15 protein-coding genes are annotated in these 14962 nt (G+C 63.7%); 3 read left to right on the plus strand and 12 right to left on the minus strand.

The genetic code is table 11. The features are described 5' to 3' along the window. Nucleotides 1-45: 45 nt before the first annotated feature. The 7 genes from ASG19_RS01685 to ASG19_RS01715 all read right to left on the minus strand — a co-directional run bounded on the left by ASG19_RS01685 (nt 46) and on the right by ASG19_RS01715 (nt 5026). The gene (locus ASG19_RS01685; protein ID WP_062454770.1) at nt 46-1332 is read right to left on the minus strand and encodes a phage major capsid protein; all 1287 of its coding nucleotides are present in this window, start codon (nt 1330-1332) and stop codon (nt 46-48) included. 19 nt (nt 1333-1351) lie between these two features. Continuing rightward, nucleotides 1352-1945 (minus strand): HK97 family phage prohead protease, encoded by a 594-nt coding sequence (locus tag ASG19_RS01690; protein WP_062453453.1) that lies wholly within the window; start codon nt 1943-1945, stop codon nt 1352-1354. A 77-nt stretch (nt 1946-2022) separates the two neighbouring features. After that, the gene (locus ASG19_RS01695) at nt 2023-2349 is read right to left on the minus strand and encodes a DUF6107 family protein (RefSeq protein ID WP_062453454.1); all 327 of its coding nucleotides are present in this window, start codon (nt 2347-2349) and stop codon (nt 2023-2025) included. 181 nt (nt 2350-2530) lie between these two features. Next, nucleotides 2531-2839 (minus strand): type II toxin-antitoxin system RelE/ParE family toxin, encoded by a 309-nt coding sequence (locus ASG19_RS01700; RefSeq protein WP_062453455.1) that lies wholly within the window; start codon nt 2837-2839, stop codon nt 2531-2533. Further along, nucleotides 2839-3114, minus strand: coding sequence for a ribbon-helix-helix protein, CopG family (locus ASG19_RS01705; protein WP_062453456.1), 276 nt, complete (start codon nt 3112-3114; stop codon nt 2839-2841). Before ASG19_RS01705 ends, ASG19_RS01700 begins: the two co-directional genes overlap by 1 nt. Before the next feature lie 60 nt (nt 3115-3174). Further along, nucleotides 3175-4344 carry a phage portal protein gene (locus ASG19_RS01710; protein ID WP_062453457.1) on the minus strand — a complete coding sequence of 390 codons (1170 nt, stop codon included), beginning with the start codon at nt 4342-4344 and terminating at the stop codon, nt 3175-3177. 46 nt (nt 4345-4390) lie between these two features. After that, nucleotides 4391-5026 carry a hypothetical protein gene (locus ASG19_RS01715; protein ID WP_062453458.1) on the minus strand — a complete coding sequence of 212 codons (636 nt, stop codon included), beginning with the start codon at nt 5024-5026 and terminating at the stop codon, nt 4391-4393. Between the two features lie 91 nt (nt 5027-5117). Here ASG19_RS01715 and ASG19_RS01720 point away from each other — a divergent pair, with 91 nt between their 5' ends. After that, the gene (locus ASG19_RS01720) at nt 5118-5318 is read left to right on the plus strand and encodes a hypothetical protein (RefSeq protein WP_062453459.1); all 201 of its coding nucleotides are present in this window, start codon (nt 5118-5120) and stop codon (nt 5316-5318) included. A gap of 109 nt (nt 5319-5427) precedes the next feature. Here the strand turns inward: ASG19_RS01720 and ASG19_RS01725 are convergent, their stop codons facing one another. The 4 genes from ASG19_RS01725 to ASG19_RS01740 form a co-directional block, all read right to left on the minus strand. Further along, nucleotides 5428-6765 (minus strand): terminase family protein, encoded by a 1338-nt coding sequence (locus tag ASG19_RS01725; protein ID WP_244476058.1) that lies wholly within the window; start codon nt 6763-6765, stop codon nt 5428-5430. 88 nt (nt 6766-6853) lie between these two features. After that, nucleotides 6854-7492 carry a hypothetical protein gene (locus ASG19_RS01730; protein ID WP_062453460.1) on the minus strand — a complete coding sequence of 213 codons (639 nt, stop codon included), beginning with the start codon at nt 7490-7492 and terminating at the stop codon, nt 6854-6856. 248 nt (nt 7493-7740) lie between these two features. Beyond that, nucleotides 7741-9201, minus strand: coding sequence for a protein adenylyltransferase SelO (locus ASG19_RS01735; RefSeq protein ID WP_062453461.1), 1461 nt, complete (start codon nt 9199-9201; stop codon nt 7741-7743). Between the two features lie 107 nt (nt 9202-9308). Further along, nucleotides 9309-10706: an MFS transporter gene (locus ASG19_RS01740; RefSeq protein ID WP_156466385.1), complete on the minus strand. Its 1398-nt coding sequence runs from the start codon at nt 10704-10706 to the stop codon at nt 9309-9311. Nucleotides 10707-10887: 181 nt separating this feature from the next. Here ASG19_RS01740 and ASG19_RS01745 point away from each other — a divergent pair, with 181 nt between their 5' ends. Then, a complete protein-coding gene (locus ASG19_RS01745) occupies nt 10888-11517 on the plus strand; it encodes an outer membrane protein (protein ID WP_062453463.1) in 630 nt (209 codons plus the stop codon). Nucleotides 11518-11785: 268 nt separating this feature from the next. Further along, complete coding sequence (locus tag ASG19_RS01750) at nt 11786-13705, plus strand: diguanylate cyclase (protein ID WP_082476146.1); 1920 nt, start codon at nt 11786-11788, stop codon at nt 13703-13705. A gap of 24 nt (nt 13706-13729) precedes the next feature. On the opposite strand, the gene ASG19_RS01755 is transcribed toward ASG19_RS01750, so the two are convergent. Next, nucleotides 13730-14956 (minus strand): nickel/cobalt efflux transporter, encoded by a 1227-nt coding sequence (locus ASG19_RS01755; RefSeq protein WP_062453465.1) that lies wholly within the window; start codon nt 14954-14956, stop codon nt 13730-13732. Nucleotides 14957-14962 lie beyond the last annotated feature (6 nt).

Here is a 14962-nt window from a genome sequence, read left to right on the forward strand (position 1 = left end):
GCCGGATGACGGGCAGTTCCGGCAAGCGTCGGTGCGCTTGGCCGATCAGCTCACGGCGAACCGCACCAGCTTGATCGCCTCGAAATTCTGCACCCCGCCGCCGACCCGCTTGGTGGTGTAGAACAGCACATAGGGCTTGGCGGAATACGGATCGCGCAGGATGCGCACACCCGCCCGATCGACCACGAGATAGCCCGACCGGAAGTCTCCGAACGCAAGCGAGGTCGAGCTTGCGGCAATGTCGGGCATTTCCTCGGCTTCTGCGATCGGAAAGCCCATCAGCGAGGCTGGCTGCCCCGCACTTGCCGGCGGCCGCCACAGGTAGTTGCCGTCGACATCCTTGAACTTGCGGATATCGGCCTGCACCTTGCGGTTCATCATGAACGTGCCGTTCTGGCGGTGACCGGCCTTGAGCGCGTAGATCACCTCGATCAGCGTGTCGGAGGGATTGGTCGCCTTCCAGCCGCCGGCAACACCGGTTGCGATATAGCCGAGACTGCCCCAGGCCCAGCTCGCATCGGCAACAGCCGTATAGGCGAGAAAACCCTTCGGCTTGTTTGTCCCGTCACCGCGCACGAAGGCATCGCCCTCCTGCTCGGCAAAGACGATATCCACCTCGCCGGCAATCCAGGCCTCCATGTCGACAGCCGCGTCGTCGAGCAGCGCCTGCGTGGCGGCCGGCATGGCGTAGAGTTCCATCGTCGGGAAGGCGAGTTCGGCCAGAAGCGGAGTGTTGGTCTGCGGCCGCGCCGCCGTTTCCGCCACCCAGCCGGTGGTCAGCCCCGTCGTCGAGAACGGTTTCTTCAGAACCGAGGTCGAGACGGTGCGCACGGTCGACAGCGCCCGCATTGGCGATACGACGGACACGCGGCGGCCGATTTCCGTGTCGGTCTCCGGCGGCACCAGATAGCCGCCATCGGCGCCGACCCCGACTGAGAACGCCTTCGCCTCCAGCTCGCGCAGCCCTGAATCCTCGCCGCGACGGATATAGGCGTCGAACCCCGCCTTGTGCTCCATCGCTTCGGGCGAAAGATCGCCGCTCTGGCCATAGCCACCCCGGCCACCGAGCGGCGGTCGCGCCTTCTTCAGCGCCAGCTGGTCCAGCACCCGCTTCTGGTCGTCCATGGCCCGGTTGATGCGGTCCACCTTGTCGCGGGTCACCACGTCGGCGGTCAGCTTCTGCTCGATCTCGCCGATTCTTCGGTCGTTGACGTCCTTGAACGCCTCGAACGCTTCCATGAATTCATCGAGCGCGGCCGTCACCGTTTCCGGCACGGCTTTCACTTCCGGCGCCACGGCGGCATTTCCAGTTACATGTCCCTGTCCCGTCATCATGTCCTGTCCTTCTCTGTTAAGCCTTGTTCTGCCTGAACGACGATCTCCACATCATCTTCGCCGCCCGCCGCATCTGGCGAACGAGCTCCGTCTCGCGGTCGCGGAAGAACCGCTGATGCTTGACGTCGGAAACCCTGGCCGATGGCAGCATCGGAAAGGTCACGACGGAGATTTCCCAAAGATCCGCCTCGAGAATGCGCCGCACCCCCGTCTTGGCGTCGGTGCGCGCCCGAACGGTTCGAAAGCCGATCGAGAGCCCGTCCAGCGCACCGGATTTCATCAGCGCCAGCACTTCCCGCGATCGGGCGACGCCGGGCGACAGCACGCCCTCGACGAACAGGCCGCGACCATCCTCGCGGATCGTCTTCCAGGCGCCGATCGGCTCATTCGGGTCGTGCTGGTAAAGCATGCGCACCCCCGGCGCGCCGCGTTCGACAAGCGAGGAGAGAAACGCCCCCCGTTCGATCCGGTCGCGACCGAGATCGACCTCGCCGAACACGCTGGCATAACCGGAAAACGTGCCGTCGCCGGCAATGCCGGCCAGTTCCAGATTGGCGAATTTGCGCACATTCGGGCGCATGGGCGGGCATTGCCCGCGGTCAGCGTGCATCGGAATCTCCTGCAATGTCATTGAACCTGTCGAACCCATCCGCCCAAGGCGGAAGGAGGTTCGTCGTCGGGAGCGCCTTACTCCCTGCGTCGCCCGTATCGCTCGGCCAAGCGCGACAGCGCGCCCAGCACCCACCAAGCCGAAAGGCTGGCGGCAGCCGATCCCGCCAGCAAGGTCTCCGGCTCGGGAAGTTCACCGCTGATCCCCAACCGTGCCATCAGCCACAGACCGGCCGGCCCGCCGAAGATCAGCCCGCAGGCCACGCCGGTCAGAAACCGGCTCGCCGCCTCGTGCCCGCTTTTCGGCAGGAGATAGACCAGCGAAACGCCCGCACCCGCCACCGCACCTGCGGTCCGCGCAGCCCACACGCCAAGCGTTCCCGGATCATGCCCAAGGTCAGCCATCGTTAAACTTTCTCGGTTATGTTGAGAGTGTCAGCCGGAAAGCGGATCTCCATCCGCAACCGCCAAGGCCTCGCGCACGTGTTCACGCGCCACATGAGGCCGGCCGCTTTTTATCAACCCCCTGAATCGCTTGAGAGACAGCGTTGACGAGTTGAGTCAGGGGTTTGAGAAGTTGAGCCTCTCAGTTTCCGTCGTCTGCCGGTGCGTCCGCTAAAAGACCGGGCGGCAGCTGACGGCCGTGTCGAATGTGGGAAACGGAGACGATCCCCTTCTCCATCCTGTAGTCGATGACATACTCGCCGGACACGAAACGGCGCCGGCCTTCCAGCGCCTCAATCGGGCTCCCGGCTTGCGGATAGTCCAGCAAGAGCCGCATCGATCCCCTCAACTGCCGCAGCACCGCTTCGGCGGCGCGCGGATTGAAACGCTCCAGATACCGCTGCTCGCTTCTCAGAAAGAGCGCCGCATCCTTGGAGAGCCTGATCCGCATCAGGCGGCGTCGCTCTTCTTCTCGTCGAGCACCTCCGCGAAGAACTCCTCCGCATCGACGAATTCGCCGCGCGCAATTTGTTCCTCGCCCTTGCGGATCTGCAGGATGTCATTCCCCTCCGCCATCAGATAATATTTCAACGCCCGGACAATCACCCAGCTTCTGCTGCGATCGGATGTCTCGGCGATCTTCTCGATATCGTCGAGAATGTCCTGCGGCACGCGCAAGGTGATCGGGTCCGAGAGAACGGGCTTTTCGGATTTGGCGTCTGCCATGACGATCTCCATCTGTAATACACCGTATTACAAATTACACCCTGTGCCGCGATCGCGCAATCACGCCGAATAACCCACCGCCTCGCGCTTTTCGTCCTCCGTCAGGAAGCCTGCAGCACCGATCCGCGCCCACAGCGCCTCACGCTCGGCCGAGAGACCTGCCACCCGGTCGAGATCCGGTTCCAGCCGCAACCCCTCCCCGAAAGCGTCCGAAAGCCACGCGGAAAAGCTAGCCGCCGTGCGGGCAATCAGCGGCAGCACCGTGAGCCGGTAGAAGGCGCGGTTCGCCTCCTGGTAATTGGCATAGGTGTTGTCGCCGGGGATGCCGATCAGCATCGGCGGCACGCCGAGCGCCAGCGCAATGTCGCGGGCAGCACCGTTCTTTGCCTCGATGAAATCCATGTCCTTCGGCGAAAGCCCCATCGCCTTCCAGTCCAGCCCGCCTTCCAGAAGCAGCGGCCGGCCGGCATTGACCGCACCCGAATAGCCCGCCTCCAGTTCGTCCTTCAGCCGCTGATACTGATCCGCGGAAAGATTGCCGCCATCCTTCGGCTGGTAGACCAGCGCGCCGGACGGTCTTGCGGAATTGTCGAGCAGCGCCTTGTTCCAGCCCGCCGCCGCATTGGAAAGGTCAAGCGCCGCACCTGCCGCCACCAGCGGCGACAGGCCGCAATGGTCGTCGAGCGGATGAAACAGCTTCAGGTGCAGCAGCCCCGGCCCGTCACGATCGACGGCAAGCCGCCGTGTCACCTGCCCGGCGCGATAATCATAGGCCGCAATCCAGCCGTCGCGCCCCTCGACGACGCTCACCCGGTCCGGCCGCAGCAAATGCAGTTCCCGCAGGTCGCCGCCAAGCGCCAGCGGCTCCACATAGGCATTGCCGGACAAAAGCAGATGCCCGTACAGCGCCTCGAAGAAATCCGGCCCGCTCTGGCGGCCGTTCGGACGTGCCAGAAGCGCCAGCGCCGGATGATCGGCTGCCTCGCTCGTCCCCCGATAGGCGAGCCACGGCACGGCGGCGGCAGCTTCGGCCACCATCCGCATGGCCCGATAGGCGATCGGGTTCTTCATGAACCCGGCCTTTGCCAGAGCCGCATAGGACCGCCCGGACCAGTGCGCCGCGCCATCGCCAGATACGATCGCAAAGCCCGACGATAGCCCCGACGTCGCCTTGGTTTCCTGAGGCGGCGCGATGCGGGAAAGCCCAGGAAGCCGGAATGGAAATCTCATCGTTTCATCCTTCACTCGATCCGGGATCAATTCCCTCTGAAGACGTTCAGGCCGCCATCGCCGCATCGTCCCGCAGCGCTGCCGCGAACGCTTTCGCGTACCCCGCCACCTGCGCCGCCCGGTCATTGCCATTGATGATTTTTCGCGCTCCGACCCAGTCCGATTTCCCAGGGCCGAAATAATCGCCGAGCTTGCGGCCGGTGAAACTGCCGGCCCGCATGCCCTCGATCAGGATTTTTACTGCCACATCCATCTCCATGGCGCGATGAGGTGCCGTGACCAGATCGATCCCTGTCAGCGCCGACATTTTCTGGTAGTTGCGCCTGTGGGTCAGTTGCACGAGCCCGCGCCCCAGCCAGGTGCGGCCATCGGCATCGTAACGCCAGTACGGCGTCTTCACCGTCCGCAGCCGGCCGGCGCTGTAAGCGCTTTCCAGCCGCACCACCGCAAGCTGATCGGTCTTGGCCAGCGTTTCGCGCACCGGCTGCATCGTCGCTGCCGTCTCGTGAAACGCGGTCGCCAGCGCATAGGCAAGCGCCGCGGGGCCTTCGATGGGGTTGCGCGCCTCCCATGCCTCCAAAACAGCAGCCAACCCGGCCACCTGACCACTTGCCAACCGCCCGCTGAACGGGTTCCTGCGCACGTGATCGAAGAAAAAACTGCGCTCGTATCCCATGTTAATCCTACCCCTTTACCGCGTTCGAAGGTTTCAATCGGTTTAGAAAAAACTAAATCGTTTTAGTCTGTTAGTGACGATTTACTTCGGAGTAAGGATGTGGAACCAATCCAACCATGCGACGTTCATAGGGGCGCACCACCATGATGGTGCAGCGCACAATCCGGAGATCATGATGATGCAGCAGACCGCCCAGACAGCCGCCACGAAATCGGTGCCGCAGCACGTCCTAGAGCGCATGGAATCCGAATGGAAGCAGATGCGCGACAGCGCTCCGGCTGTGCCGGCTAAAAGCTGAATTGCAACTTTTGGCAGTAGCCAACTGTCAGATATAGAACGCTTGAGCGGCCCTGTCCGGGCCGCTTTTCGTTGCGCGGTTCACCAGAAGCGCCACACCGGGCCTAGGCTCAAATCCCCCTGACGCGCGGCTCGCCCTGGCCGTCCAAAACAAGCGCCGTCAGCGCCCAGACCAGCGCATCCAGCCGGTCCGGCGAGCGTCCCGATGACAGTCCGTTGGGACCGAAATCGCACATCTGGTCCTCCAGCTCCGCAAACCGTCCCGCATGCACCACCCGTCCCTGCTCGTAGAGGGCTGCGACCGGTTCTGCGCGGGCAAACTTTCCGCGGGATGCATGCACCACCGTCACCGGCAGGTTGGCGTCGATGCTTTTGAGCATCGCCGGCACCATGTCGCCGCCCTGGTTGCCCTCAGCCACGACCCGGTCGGCCGAAAACCGCGCATAGGCCTTCACCACGGCCTTGGCCCAGCCGCCCGGCGTATGGCCGGTCACCGAACAGTCGGCCAGCACCACCGCCCGGCCAGGCGAACCTTCGCTTGCCTCGACACCCGCCACGACAATGCCGCAGCAGGAGTTCTCGCCCGATCCCGAGGGCGGATCGACCGCCACCACGATGCGCCGCAAAACCCCAGTAAACCGCGTCACGCAGGCTTCGAGGTCGGCACGCTTCCACAGCGCATCGTCGCGATCCTCGATCAACTCGCCGCCGAGTTCCTGGCGCCCGAGCCGCGTGCCGCCATAGCGTCGCTCCAGCGCCGCGATAAAGCCCGGCGCCAGATTGCCGGCGTTACCGGCGGTGGAAATCTTGATCAGCCGCGTGCCAGGGTCGGCGATCAGCTGCTTCAGCACCGGCACCGGTCGCGGCGTCGTCGTCACCAGCTGGCGCGGATCGCGTCCCAGCCGCAGGCCAAACTGCAGCATGTCGAACGTTTCCTGCCCATGCTTCCATTTGCCGATCTCATCGCACCAGGCGTAGTGAAACTGCGGCCCGCGCAGCGCTTCCGGATCTTCGGAGGAAAAGATCTGCGCCACCGTGCCGTTCGGCCAGACCAGCCGTTTGCGTGAAATCTCGAATTCCGGCCAGTGCCGTGCCGCAATCCGGCAGATGCCGGAGACACCATCCACCATCACCTCGCGGGCATCGCCCAGCGTTTCCGCCACGAGCGCGATGCGAAGATCGGACCGCTCTCCAGCCGCACACGCCAGCGCATGCACCCATTCGGCGCCCGCCCGCGTCTTGCCGGATCCGCGCCCGCCCATGATCAGCCACGTCCGCCAGTCGCCCTCTGGCGGCCTCTGTCCGGGAAGCGCCGTAAACGCCCAATCCCGGTCGAGACCGGCCACAAACCCGTCAAACGCGTTCTCTCCCGGACCAGGCTCGTCACAGCTCTCCGCCGGCACCGAGTCCGGAGCGCGGGGCACGCCCATCGCACCGGCCAAAACCATTCCGGCCTCCAGATCCCGTGCACTCTTCTCCCTGACATCAGCGATGCCAGACATGCTCGCCCTGAATGACCCGGATGCGTTCACTGCCTCACCCGTGATCTTCTCTGCGGCCCGCCGCATCTTGCGCTGGCTGGGTTCCTCCGGCTGGAAGCCTTTGCGCCACCCATCCCGGTGGGCCATCGCGTTTCCAGGCTTCGAAATACCCAAAGGCTGTTTCATTGGCGCGATCCTCGATCATCCGGACGAAGCGGGCCTTCGCCTCTTCGTATCCGCCGGCATCGGCCAGCCGGTCGGCCTCCACCTGCCGGTCGCGGGACAGCTGACGCTGCAGCGCATCGACCTTTTCCAGCGTGCGCATGATCAGGCTCATCGCATCGGTCGCCGCCTTCACATCGGCTCGCGCCAGTTTCTGCGCCGCCTCGTTGCCGTCAGCTGACACCGCGTCGTCGGCCTCGCTGGACAACAGCCCGGACGCCGCTTCCCGCATCTTGCGGAACGTGGCGAACTGCTGGCGCATCTCCGCCGTCATCTCGTTCAGAAGCTGCCGCAGTTCATCTGCGGGCTTCAGCTCGGTTTCCGCAGACTTGATCTCCAGCAGAACGTTTCGAACCGTCTCTTCCAGTTCGGCATCCTGCGTCACGTCGTCATCCGCGTCGTAAAGCGGTTCGTCCGTCCACAGGCCGAACAGGTCTGGATCAAGACCGGCGAGAGTATCGGAACGGTTCATGGCAGATCTCCACAGCCGAAAACCCGCCGCGCCGGCTTGCCGTCGCACGTTCGGTTTCGATATCGATGTCCTGGAAAAAAAGAGGGCCCGGAGGTCAATCCGAGCCCTGACTGGAAGCCTTGCGGCGGTCGGGGCGTGAAGCCTCTCCCGACGCAACTCTTCGACTATGCCTAAACACTACCCGACAACCGTCACGCCGTCAAGGATTAAATTCCTATCTCGAAAATTTTACCAGAGCAGCTTCTCGCTCACGTCCCGCAGAAGGTGCGCGCAACCTTCTGTTCCGCCGTCGGCGCAATCGCGTAGTCGGCAAATTCCGGCCGCTCTTCGAACGGTTTTTCGAGCGCCTCCACCAGCTTTTCAAAGAAGCTGAAATCACCGTAATTGGCAGCCGCGATGGCTTCCTCGATCCGGTGGTTGCGGGCGATCAGCCACGGATTGACGCCGCGCATCTCTGTTGCCACGTCCGCCGGGCTGCGGCCTTCCTCGGCCAGGCGCTCGTTCCATTTCGGCAACCATTCCCGCAGCTTGGCCGGATCCGCGAAACAGGCGAGCAGGTCGTCGTCGTGTCCTTCCGCGGCGTTGCAGAGCGCTCGGAACGTCCGCGTGAAATCCGCTTCGTTTTCCTCCATCGCAGAAAGCAGTCCCTGCACGAGATCGCCATCACCGTCGCGCGCGGTGACCAGACCGAGCTTTGCGCGGAACACCTCGATCCAGTGCGCCTGGAACGTGTCGCCGAATGCCTTCAGGACAGAATTGGCGGCTCCCACCGCCTTTTCTTCGTCGGCATCGATCAGCGGCACCAGCGCCTCGGCAAGCCTTGCGATGTTCCACTGGCCGATGCCCGGCTGGTTGCGATAGGCGTAGCGTCCCTGCCGATCAATCGAGGAAAACACCTTCATCGGGTTGTATTCGTCGAGAAAGGCGCAAGGACCGAAATCGATCGTCTCGCCTGAAATCGTCATGTTGTCGGTGTTCATCACACCATGGATGAAACCGACGCCGAGCCAGCGGGCAATCAGCACCGCCTGCCGGTCCGCCACGGCCTGCAACAGCGCCAGATACGGGTTCTGCGCCCCCATCAGGTCAGGGTAATGCCGCTCGATCACGTAGTTCGCCAGCGTCCGCACGCCCTCGGTATCGCCGCGGGCGGCAAAGAACTGGAACGTGCCCACTCGCACATGGCTTGCCGCGACCCGCACGAACACTGCGCCCTGCTGCTCCTGCTCGCGCTGAACGAGCTCACCGGTCGAAACCGCCGCCAGGGCCCGCGTCGCCGGTATGCCCAGCGCATGCATGGCCTCGGACACGACATATTCGCGGATGACCGGCCCAAGCGCTGCCCGCCCGTCACCACGGCGCGAAAACGGCGTCGGCCCCGCGCCCTTCCACTGGATGTCGCGGCGCTGTCCGGCACGGTCCATGACCTCGCCGATCAGGATCGCCCGCCCATCGCCGAGCTGCGGTACAAAATTGCCGAACTGGTGCCCAGCATAGGCCATGGCGAGAGGCGATGCCCCCTGCGGCACGACATTGCCGGAAAGCACGGATGCCAGACGATCAGGATCCGAAAGATCCGCCTCGACGCCCAGTTCCGCTGCCAGCTTCTGGTTGAACCTCAGAAGCTTCGGCCCCTCCACCGGCTCCGGGTAGACGGAAGCGAAGAACCGATCCGGCAGGCGGGCATAGGAATTGTCGAACTGGAACACGGGATCTCTCCTTCGGCCCTTTCAGGGGCTTGGTCTCGGGTATGTGCTTGAGTCTGGTCTGTGGCGTATCCCCAATATGGGGTCTCGCGCCTGCGGAACAAGCAAGATCAGCCCTTATTGCCCGCCTTCAACCGCACCCCGAACCCGAGCAGAAACGTCACCAGCGCCGCGGCTGCGGACGTCCCGTAAAGCCAGTAGGCGACCTGCCCGGGATCGCCTTGCGACAACTGCCGTGTCAGCCCGGTCGCTGCCGCGATCATGCCGGCAAGCGCCGATCCGACGGCGTAGCCGGCCGTCGACATGGTCGGCAAAAGCGCGCTAGCCCGGTCACGCTCCTCGTCGCCGGCGGCCTCCATCGAGGCCTGGTTGATCGCCGCCCACGACAGACCGAAACCGGTGCCGATCGCCATCTGGCTCAGGACCACGAGCAGGATCTCCCGGACGTCGATCGATATCGCGATCATCAGGAAGCCCGCGAGCTGGAACAGCGGCCCGGCCCGCATCGCAAAGTGTCGTCCCTTCAGAGACTTGATCCGGCTGGAGGCCATCGCGACCGCGCTCCAGGTCAGTGCCATCGCCACCACGATATAGCCGACCGCCGCCGGTCCGATGCCCCAGACGTCGCGGATGATCAGAGCGAGATAGGTGGCACCAGACGCATGGCCCGCCGACATCAGGAACAGCATCCAGAACCCGTGGCCAAGCACCGATCCCAGCCTGAAAGCGCCAGCCGGAAACAACCGCGGCCCGAGCTTTCCATCCGTCGTCACGGTCAGCGACAGCGCCAGTGATCCCAGCACCAGACAGGCGACCTGCCAGCCGATCACCCCCGTTGCGGACGACAGTGCGAAAATGAAGGACGCAGTCACGCAGAGCGCTACGGCCAGAGGCGCAAACGCGGCCTTTGCCGCGCTGCCGGTCTCGGGCGTCGTCAACAGCGTGAAAAGACCAAGCAGGATGAGAAACGGCGTCACCGCCAGAAACGCGGCATGCCACGAAAACGCCTCTGCGAGCAGCCCCCCGATCAGCGGCCCGAGCAGAGCCGCGACCGCCCAGACGGTTGCCTCCACCGCAAATACCTTCGCCGTCACCGCGGACGAGAAATTGGCCGGGATGAGGCTGTAGCAGATTGCCACGATCAGACCGTCGGCAATCCCCTGCAACAGTCTGCCCGCAACGATAAAGAAAAAGCTCGGTGCCAGAACCGCCATCAGACCGCCCAGCGAAAACAGCGCCATGGACCAGAACAGGCTGGATTTCACACCCAACCGATCGCGGAGATAGGCAGCACTGGTGCCGCCGGCGATCGAACCGATGAAATAGAGGCTGTAGACCCAGCTGAACCAGTCGCGCCCGCCAAGTTCGGCGGCGGCCAGCGGCATGGCGGCAACAATCGCGAACTGGTTGAAGGCATGCAACCCGATCCCGGCGGAAATCAGCCCCAGCATCAGGCCGTTCCGGCCGGACAAAAGCGTTTTCCATCCGGTGTCTGTTCTTGTCAGCACGGCATGCTCCTCGGTTCATCCGCAAGGCTTTCCCGACCGCAGCAGTGGCGGCGCAAAGTCCCCCGGTCAACGGTCAAGGATCGATTTTGGCGCGCGTGACATTTTAGCTACAGCTTTCCAAGCCGAACGCACTACATTGATCCTCATAACAAGCAGTCGTTGAAAACACGGAGAAATCATCATGAGGAACACACTCGTTCTCGCCGCAGCTCTTGCAGCCGGCCTCTCGTCCGCAGCTCTCGCCGCCGATGCGGTTGAGACCATTCCGAGCGCGCCAGTCGCCTACGAAACAGCTCCGGCATTTTCCTGGTCCGGTCCTTACCTCGGTATCCACGGCGGATACGGCTGGGGCGATGCTGATATCGAAGGCGCTGGTTCCCAGAACTTCGACGGCGCCCGCATGGGTGGCTTCGTCGGCTACAACTGGCAGTTCTCCAACGGTTTCGTTGCCGGTGTTGAAGGCGACGTCAACTACGACTGGAACAACGACGATGTCGCCGCTGGCGTCGATGCCGAAAGCGGCTTCTCCGGTTCGGCCCGTGCGCGTCTCGGTTACGCCATGGACCGCACCCTGATCTACGCAGCAGGCGGCTGGACAGCCACCAATGTTGAAGTCGACACGCCGGTTGGCGACGACGACGACACGCTGCACGGCTGGACCATCGGCGCTGGCGTCGATCACGCATTCACCGACAACCTGTTCGGCCGCGTCGAGTATCGCTACAACGACTACGGCAACGGCAACCTCGCCGGCGCTGATGTCGACTTCAACCAGCACGTCGTGCAGGTTGGCCTCGGCGTGAAGTTCTGATCGCGTCAAGCATCTGATTGTATAAGGAGAAGGCTGCCGCTCGCGCGGTGGCCTTTTTCTTTGGAACTTGCTCTTCAGGGATTTCGACCACTGTCCCGGCCATCATCACGGCAGGATTAGGCTCCCGTTGCGAGAGGTTCGCTTAACTTTACTGTATTAGACGGGACTTGTCGGCTCTTTGCCCGTGGTCCTGCCAATGACGTCGTGCGCGACGTAAATCAGCCGGGTTGCAGTTTCGTGTTTTGACTATTTTCGGAAGTTTCTGCGCATGCCGTTTTCCCCATCGTCTCGCGGGGCAGACCCCGAGAACCGCAAAGGGCTAGGCCGCCGCACCAGACACGGCCTTGGCCCAGCTCTGGCGACACCTGCGGCGGTATTGGGCTTCGGTGCGTTTCTGGCACTTTTCGGCTGGGCGGAATATTCCAACTGGAAGACACAGGTCGCACGGGTCGAAGCGGCACTGGAACAGACGGCCGAAGCAATTACCCAGCATGCCGACGACGTGGTGGAAATGTCGCGGCTGCCGCTCGCAAGCCTGATCTCCAAGATCGAGGAGAAAGACGGCGAGGCCGATCTCGCCCAGGCGATCGACGCGCTGATGAAGCGCCAGCTCAGTGCGTCGCCCACACTCGATACGCTCTCCTATCTCAATGCCGATGGCCAGATGGTTGCGACCTCGTCGGCAACACGCCCCGCCGGGGTCTCCTACCAGGACCGCGACTATTTCAAGTTCCACAAGGCCAGCCCCTTCCCGCTCCCGGTCCTTGGCAAGCCCATCCTCAGCCGGCTGACCCAGACCTGGGTCCTGCCGATCTCGCAGAAGGTGATTTTGCCGGACGGCACGTTCGGCGGGGTTGTGGTCTCCACCATCAAGGTCAACCATTTCGTCAATTTCTTCAGCCGCTACGATATCGGGTCCGACGCCTCCTTCCTGCTCGTTCGCGGAGATGGCGTGGTTCTCGCCCGCGCGCCCATGGCCGACAGCATTCTCGGCCAGGACATGTCCAAGAGCGACCTGTTTGCCCATGTCCGCCAGACCCGCGTCGGCGCCTTTCATTACCAGTCACCGATCGACCAGACGGCGCGGGCGGGTGGCTTTCACCAGAGCCAGCTGACCGGCCTGGTGGCGCTCGCGGCCGCATCGGAATGGCAGGTGCTGATCTCCTGGGCGTCGACCGCGAGGACGCGCTGGATCTATGCGGCGATCCTTCTCATCGCGGCCGGGTTCGCCACGGTCTACTGGCGCCGCCAGATGCAATTGCGCCAGGAGCGCGAAGCGCTGGTCGCCGCGCGCGAAGCGGAGTTCCGCCTGCTCGCTGAATCCTCCAGCGACCTCATCACCCGGTTCGATGAACACGGCATCCGCGAATATGTCTCGCCCTCCTCGATCGGCATCCTCGGGCTCGAGCCAGAGGACCTGATCGGCCGCAGCATCTTTGCCGGCATGGCCGAAGATACCGAATTCCTGGTGCGCCAGGCAACGGAGCGTCTCGGCAGCGGGCCTGGTCATGAGAAATTCCTGATTCGCCACGTCAAGCCCGACGGCGAGGAAGTATGGCTGGAAACGGCGATGAGCCGTCTGCCGGCTTCGCATCCGGCCCAGGCGCCGCGGGTGGTTGCGATCACCCGCGATGTCAGCCGCCACAAGCGCGCACAGGATGAGCTCGATCTTCTTGCCAATACCGACGACCTGACACGGCTTGCCAACCGGCGTTTCTTCAACGCCCGGTTCGAGGCGATGGTCACTGCGGCGAACCGTTCGATGACGCCGCTGTCGCTGCTGATGATCGACGCCGACCGTTTCAAGCTTTTCAACGACACCTATGGCCACGCGGCCGGTGACGAATGCCTGCGCGCGATCGCACAGGTGGTACGGTCAACCGTCATCCGCCCCGGCGATGTCTGCGCCCGCTATGGTGGCGAGGAAGTGGCGGTGCTGCTCGCCGCAACCGACGCGAAGGCCGCGCATGCCATCGCCGAAAGCATCCGCGTGGGCGTCGAAGAGATCGGCTTGGAACACGGCAGAAACCCACCCTCCAACCGCGCCACGATCAGCGTCGGCCTCGCCACGCTCATCCCCGGCCAGGACCTCGTTACAACCTCGCAAGCCCTCTTCAAGCGCGCCGACGAAGCCCTCTACAACGCCAAGGCTGCAGGCCGAAACCGGGTGGAGACGGCGGGGAGCTAAGCCCCGCCCAATCCGCGACGCCCCTTACGCCGGCAGTCCCTGCCAGCCGTGGATGCCGACATAGAGGCCGACGGCGATGATGAGGAGGCTGGAGACATAAGGCGCGCGACGGGCAACTGTCGAAAACCAGCTCCAGCGCGACGTGGCGTGACGCACGCTCAGCGCAGCAACGGCCCCGACGGTCACCAGCGTGATTGCAAGGCCGATGGAAAAGCACATGACCAGCACGAAGCCGAGCGTGAACTCCTTGAGCTGCAGGCAGAGAAGCAGAACCGTGATGGCGGCTGGGCACGGGATGAGACCTCCGGTCAGACCGAACAGAACGATCTGCCATGTGGTCACCTTGCGGTCGGCGAACCGGCGACGAATGTCGTTGGCATGCGCCATTTCATGGGCATCCTGATACCCGTCCGTCGCCACGTCTAGCCCCTGCATCTCGGCGTGGTCATGGTCGTGGCCTTCCGTGAAGGACAGGTCGTAGTCATGGGTATGGTTGCCGTGGCCAAGGCTCAGGCTTGCGACGAACGCATGCGGCTCGGGAATGTCCGTGGTCGACTGCAGATATCCGCCCTGATCGGCAAAGACGAAGGCCTGCCGCGATCCATCCGGGCGCTGTGTCGTGACGACGACATCGGACGCCGTCCAGCCGTGGCCGCGCTCGGAGCGAAAACGCCAGACAGGCGCAACGCCGTCTTCGAAGATTTCGAGCGTGACGATGCCGTGCCCGGTATCGACCCGCGTGATGTCACCGTGGCCTGCGGCATGCCCCTGCGCTGAACCGTGGTCATGTGCGCCGTGATGGGCGCCGTGATGGCCGTCGTGGCCATGGCCACCGTGGTGGCCGTGATGACCGTCATGCCCATGCGAGCCATCATGCCCGTGGGCGGCAGCGGCCTTTCCCATCTGCTGATCCTGCCATGTTCGCCACAGCATCCAGAGTGCGATCGCAATGATGACCGCCGCGGAAACAAGCTGGAAATAGGGTTCGGAAGCTTCGGCATCCATGCCCTGCCAGAGATACATGCCCGCAAAGGCGATGCCCCAGACGACGATCGTGTGCGAGATCGTCGCGGCAAGACCGAGCAGCACCGCCTGCGTGACCGTCCCCCTCACCGCAACGATAAAGGCTGCCATCATCGTCTTCGAATGGCCCGGCTCCAAGCCGTGCAAGGCCCCAAGCAGGATGGCGCTTGGAACAAACAGCCAGGCATGGGCAGATCCCTGCTGCAGGAGGTCGGCAAAATCAGGCATGGAAAT

The sequence above is a fragment of the Rhizobium sp. Leaf306 genome (assembly GCF_001423425.1).
In the GTDB taxonomy this organism is placed as follows: Bacteria; Pseudomonadota; Alphaproteobacteria; order Rhizobiales; family Rhizobiaceae; genus Neorhizobium; species Neorhizobium soli.

Excerpts from the sequence above, each read along its gene's own strand:
- ASG19_RS01710 (WP_062453457.1), bottom strand. The coding sequence starts at position 4,344 with ATGAGATTTCCATTCCGGCTTCCTGGGCTTTCCCGCATCGCGCCGCCT.
- ASG19_RS01720 (WP_062453459.1), top strand. The coding sequence starts at position 5,118 with ATGTGGAACCAATCCAACCATGCGACGTTCATAGGGGCGCACCACCAT.
- ASG19_RS01695 (WP_062453454.1), bottom strand. The coding sequence starts at position 2,349 with ATGGCTGACCTTGGGCATGATCCGGGAACGCTTGGCGTGTGGGCTGCG.
- ASG19_RS01750 (WP_082476146.1), top strand. The coding sequence starts at position 11,786 with ATGCCGTTTTCCCCATCGTCTCGCGGGGCAGACCCCGAGAACCGCAAA.
- ASG19_RS01725 (WP_244476058.1), bottom strand. The coding sequence starts at position 6,765 with ATGGTTTTGGCCGGTGCGATGGGCGTGCCCCGCGCTCCGGACTCGGTG.
- ASG19_RS01700 (WP_062453455.1), bottom strand. The coding sequence starts at position 2,839 with ATGCGGATCAGGCTCTCCAAGGATGCGGCGCTCTTTCTGAGAAGCGAG.
- ASG19_RS01730 (WP_062453460.1), bottom strand. The coding sequence starts at position 7,492 with ATGAACCGTTCCGATACTCTCGCCGGTCTTGATCCAGACCTGTTCGGC.
- ASG19_RS01755 (WP_062453465.1), bottom strand. The coding sequence starts at position 14,956 with ATGCCTGATTTTGCCGACCTCCTGCAGCAGGGATCTGCCCATGCCTGG.
- ASG19_RS01685 (WP_062454770.1), bottom strand. The coding sequence starts at position 1,332 with ATGACGGGACAGGGACATGTAACTGGAAATGCCGCCGTGGCGCCGGAA.
- ASG19_RS01690 (WP_062453453.1), bottom strand. The coding sequence starts at position 1,945 with ATGCACGCTGACCGCGGGCAATGCCCGCCCATGCGCCCGAATGTGCGC.
- ASG19_RS01745 (WP_062453463.1), top strand. The coding sequence starts at position 10,888 with ATGAGGAACACACTCGTTCTCGCCGCAGCTCTTGCAGCCGGCCTCTCG.
- ASG19_RS01705 (WP_062453456.1), bottom strand. The coding sequence starts at position 3,114 with ATGGCAGACGCCAAATCCGAAAAGCCCGTTCTCTCGGACCCGATCACC.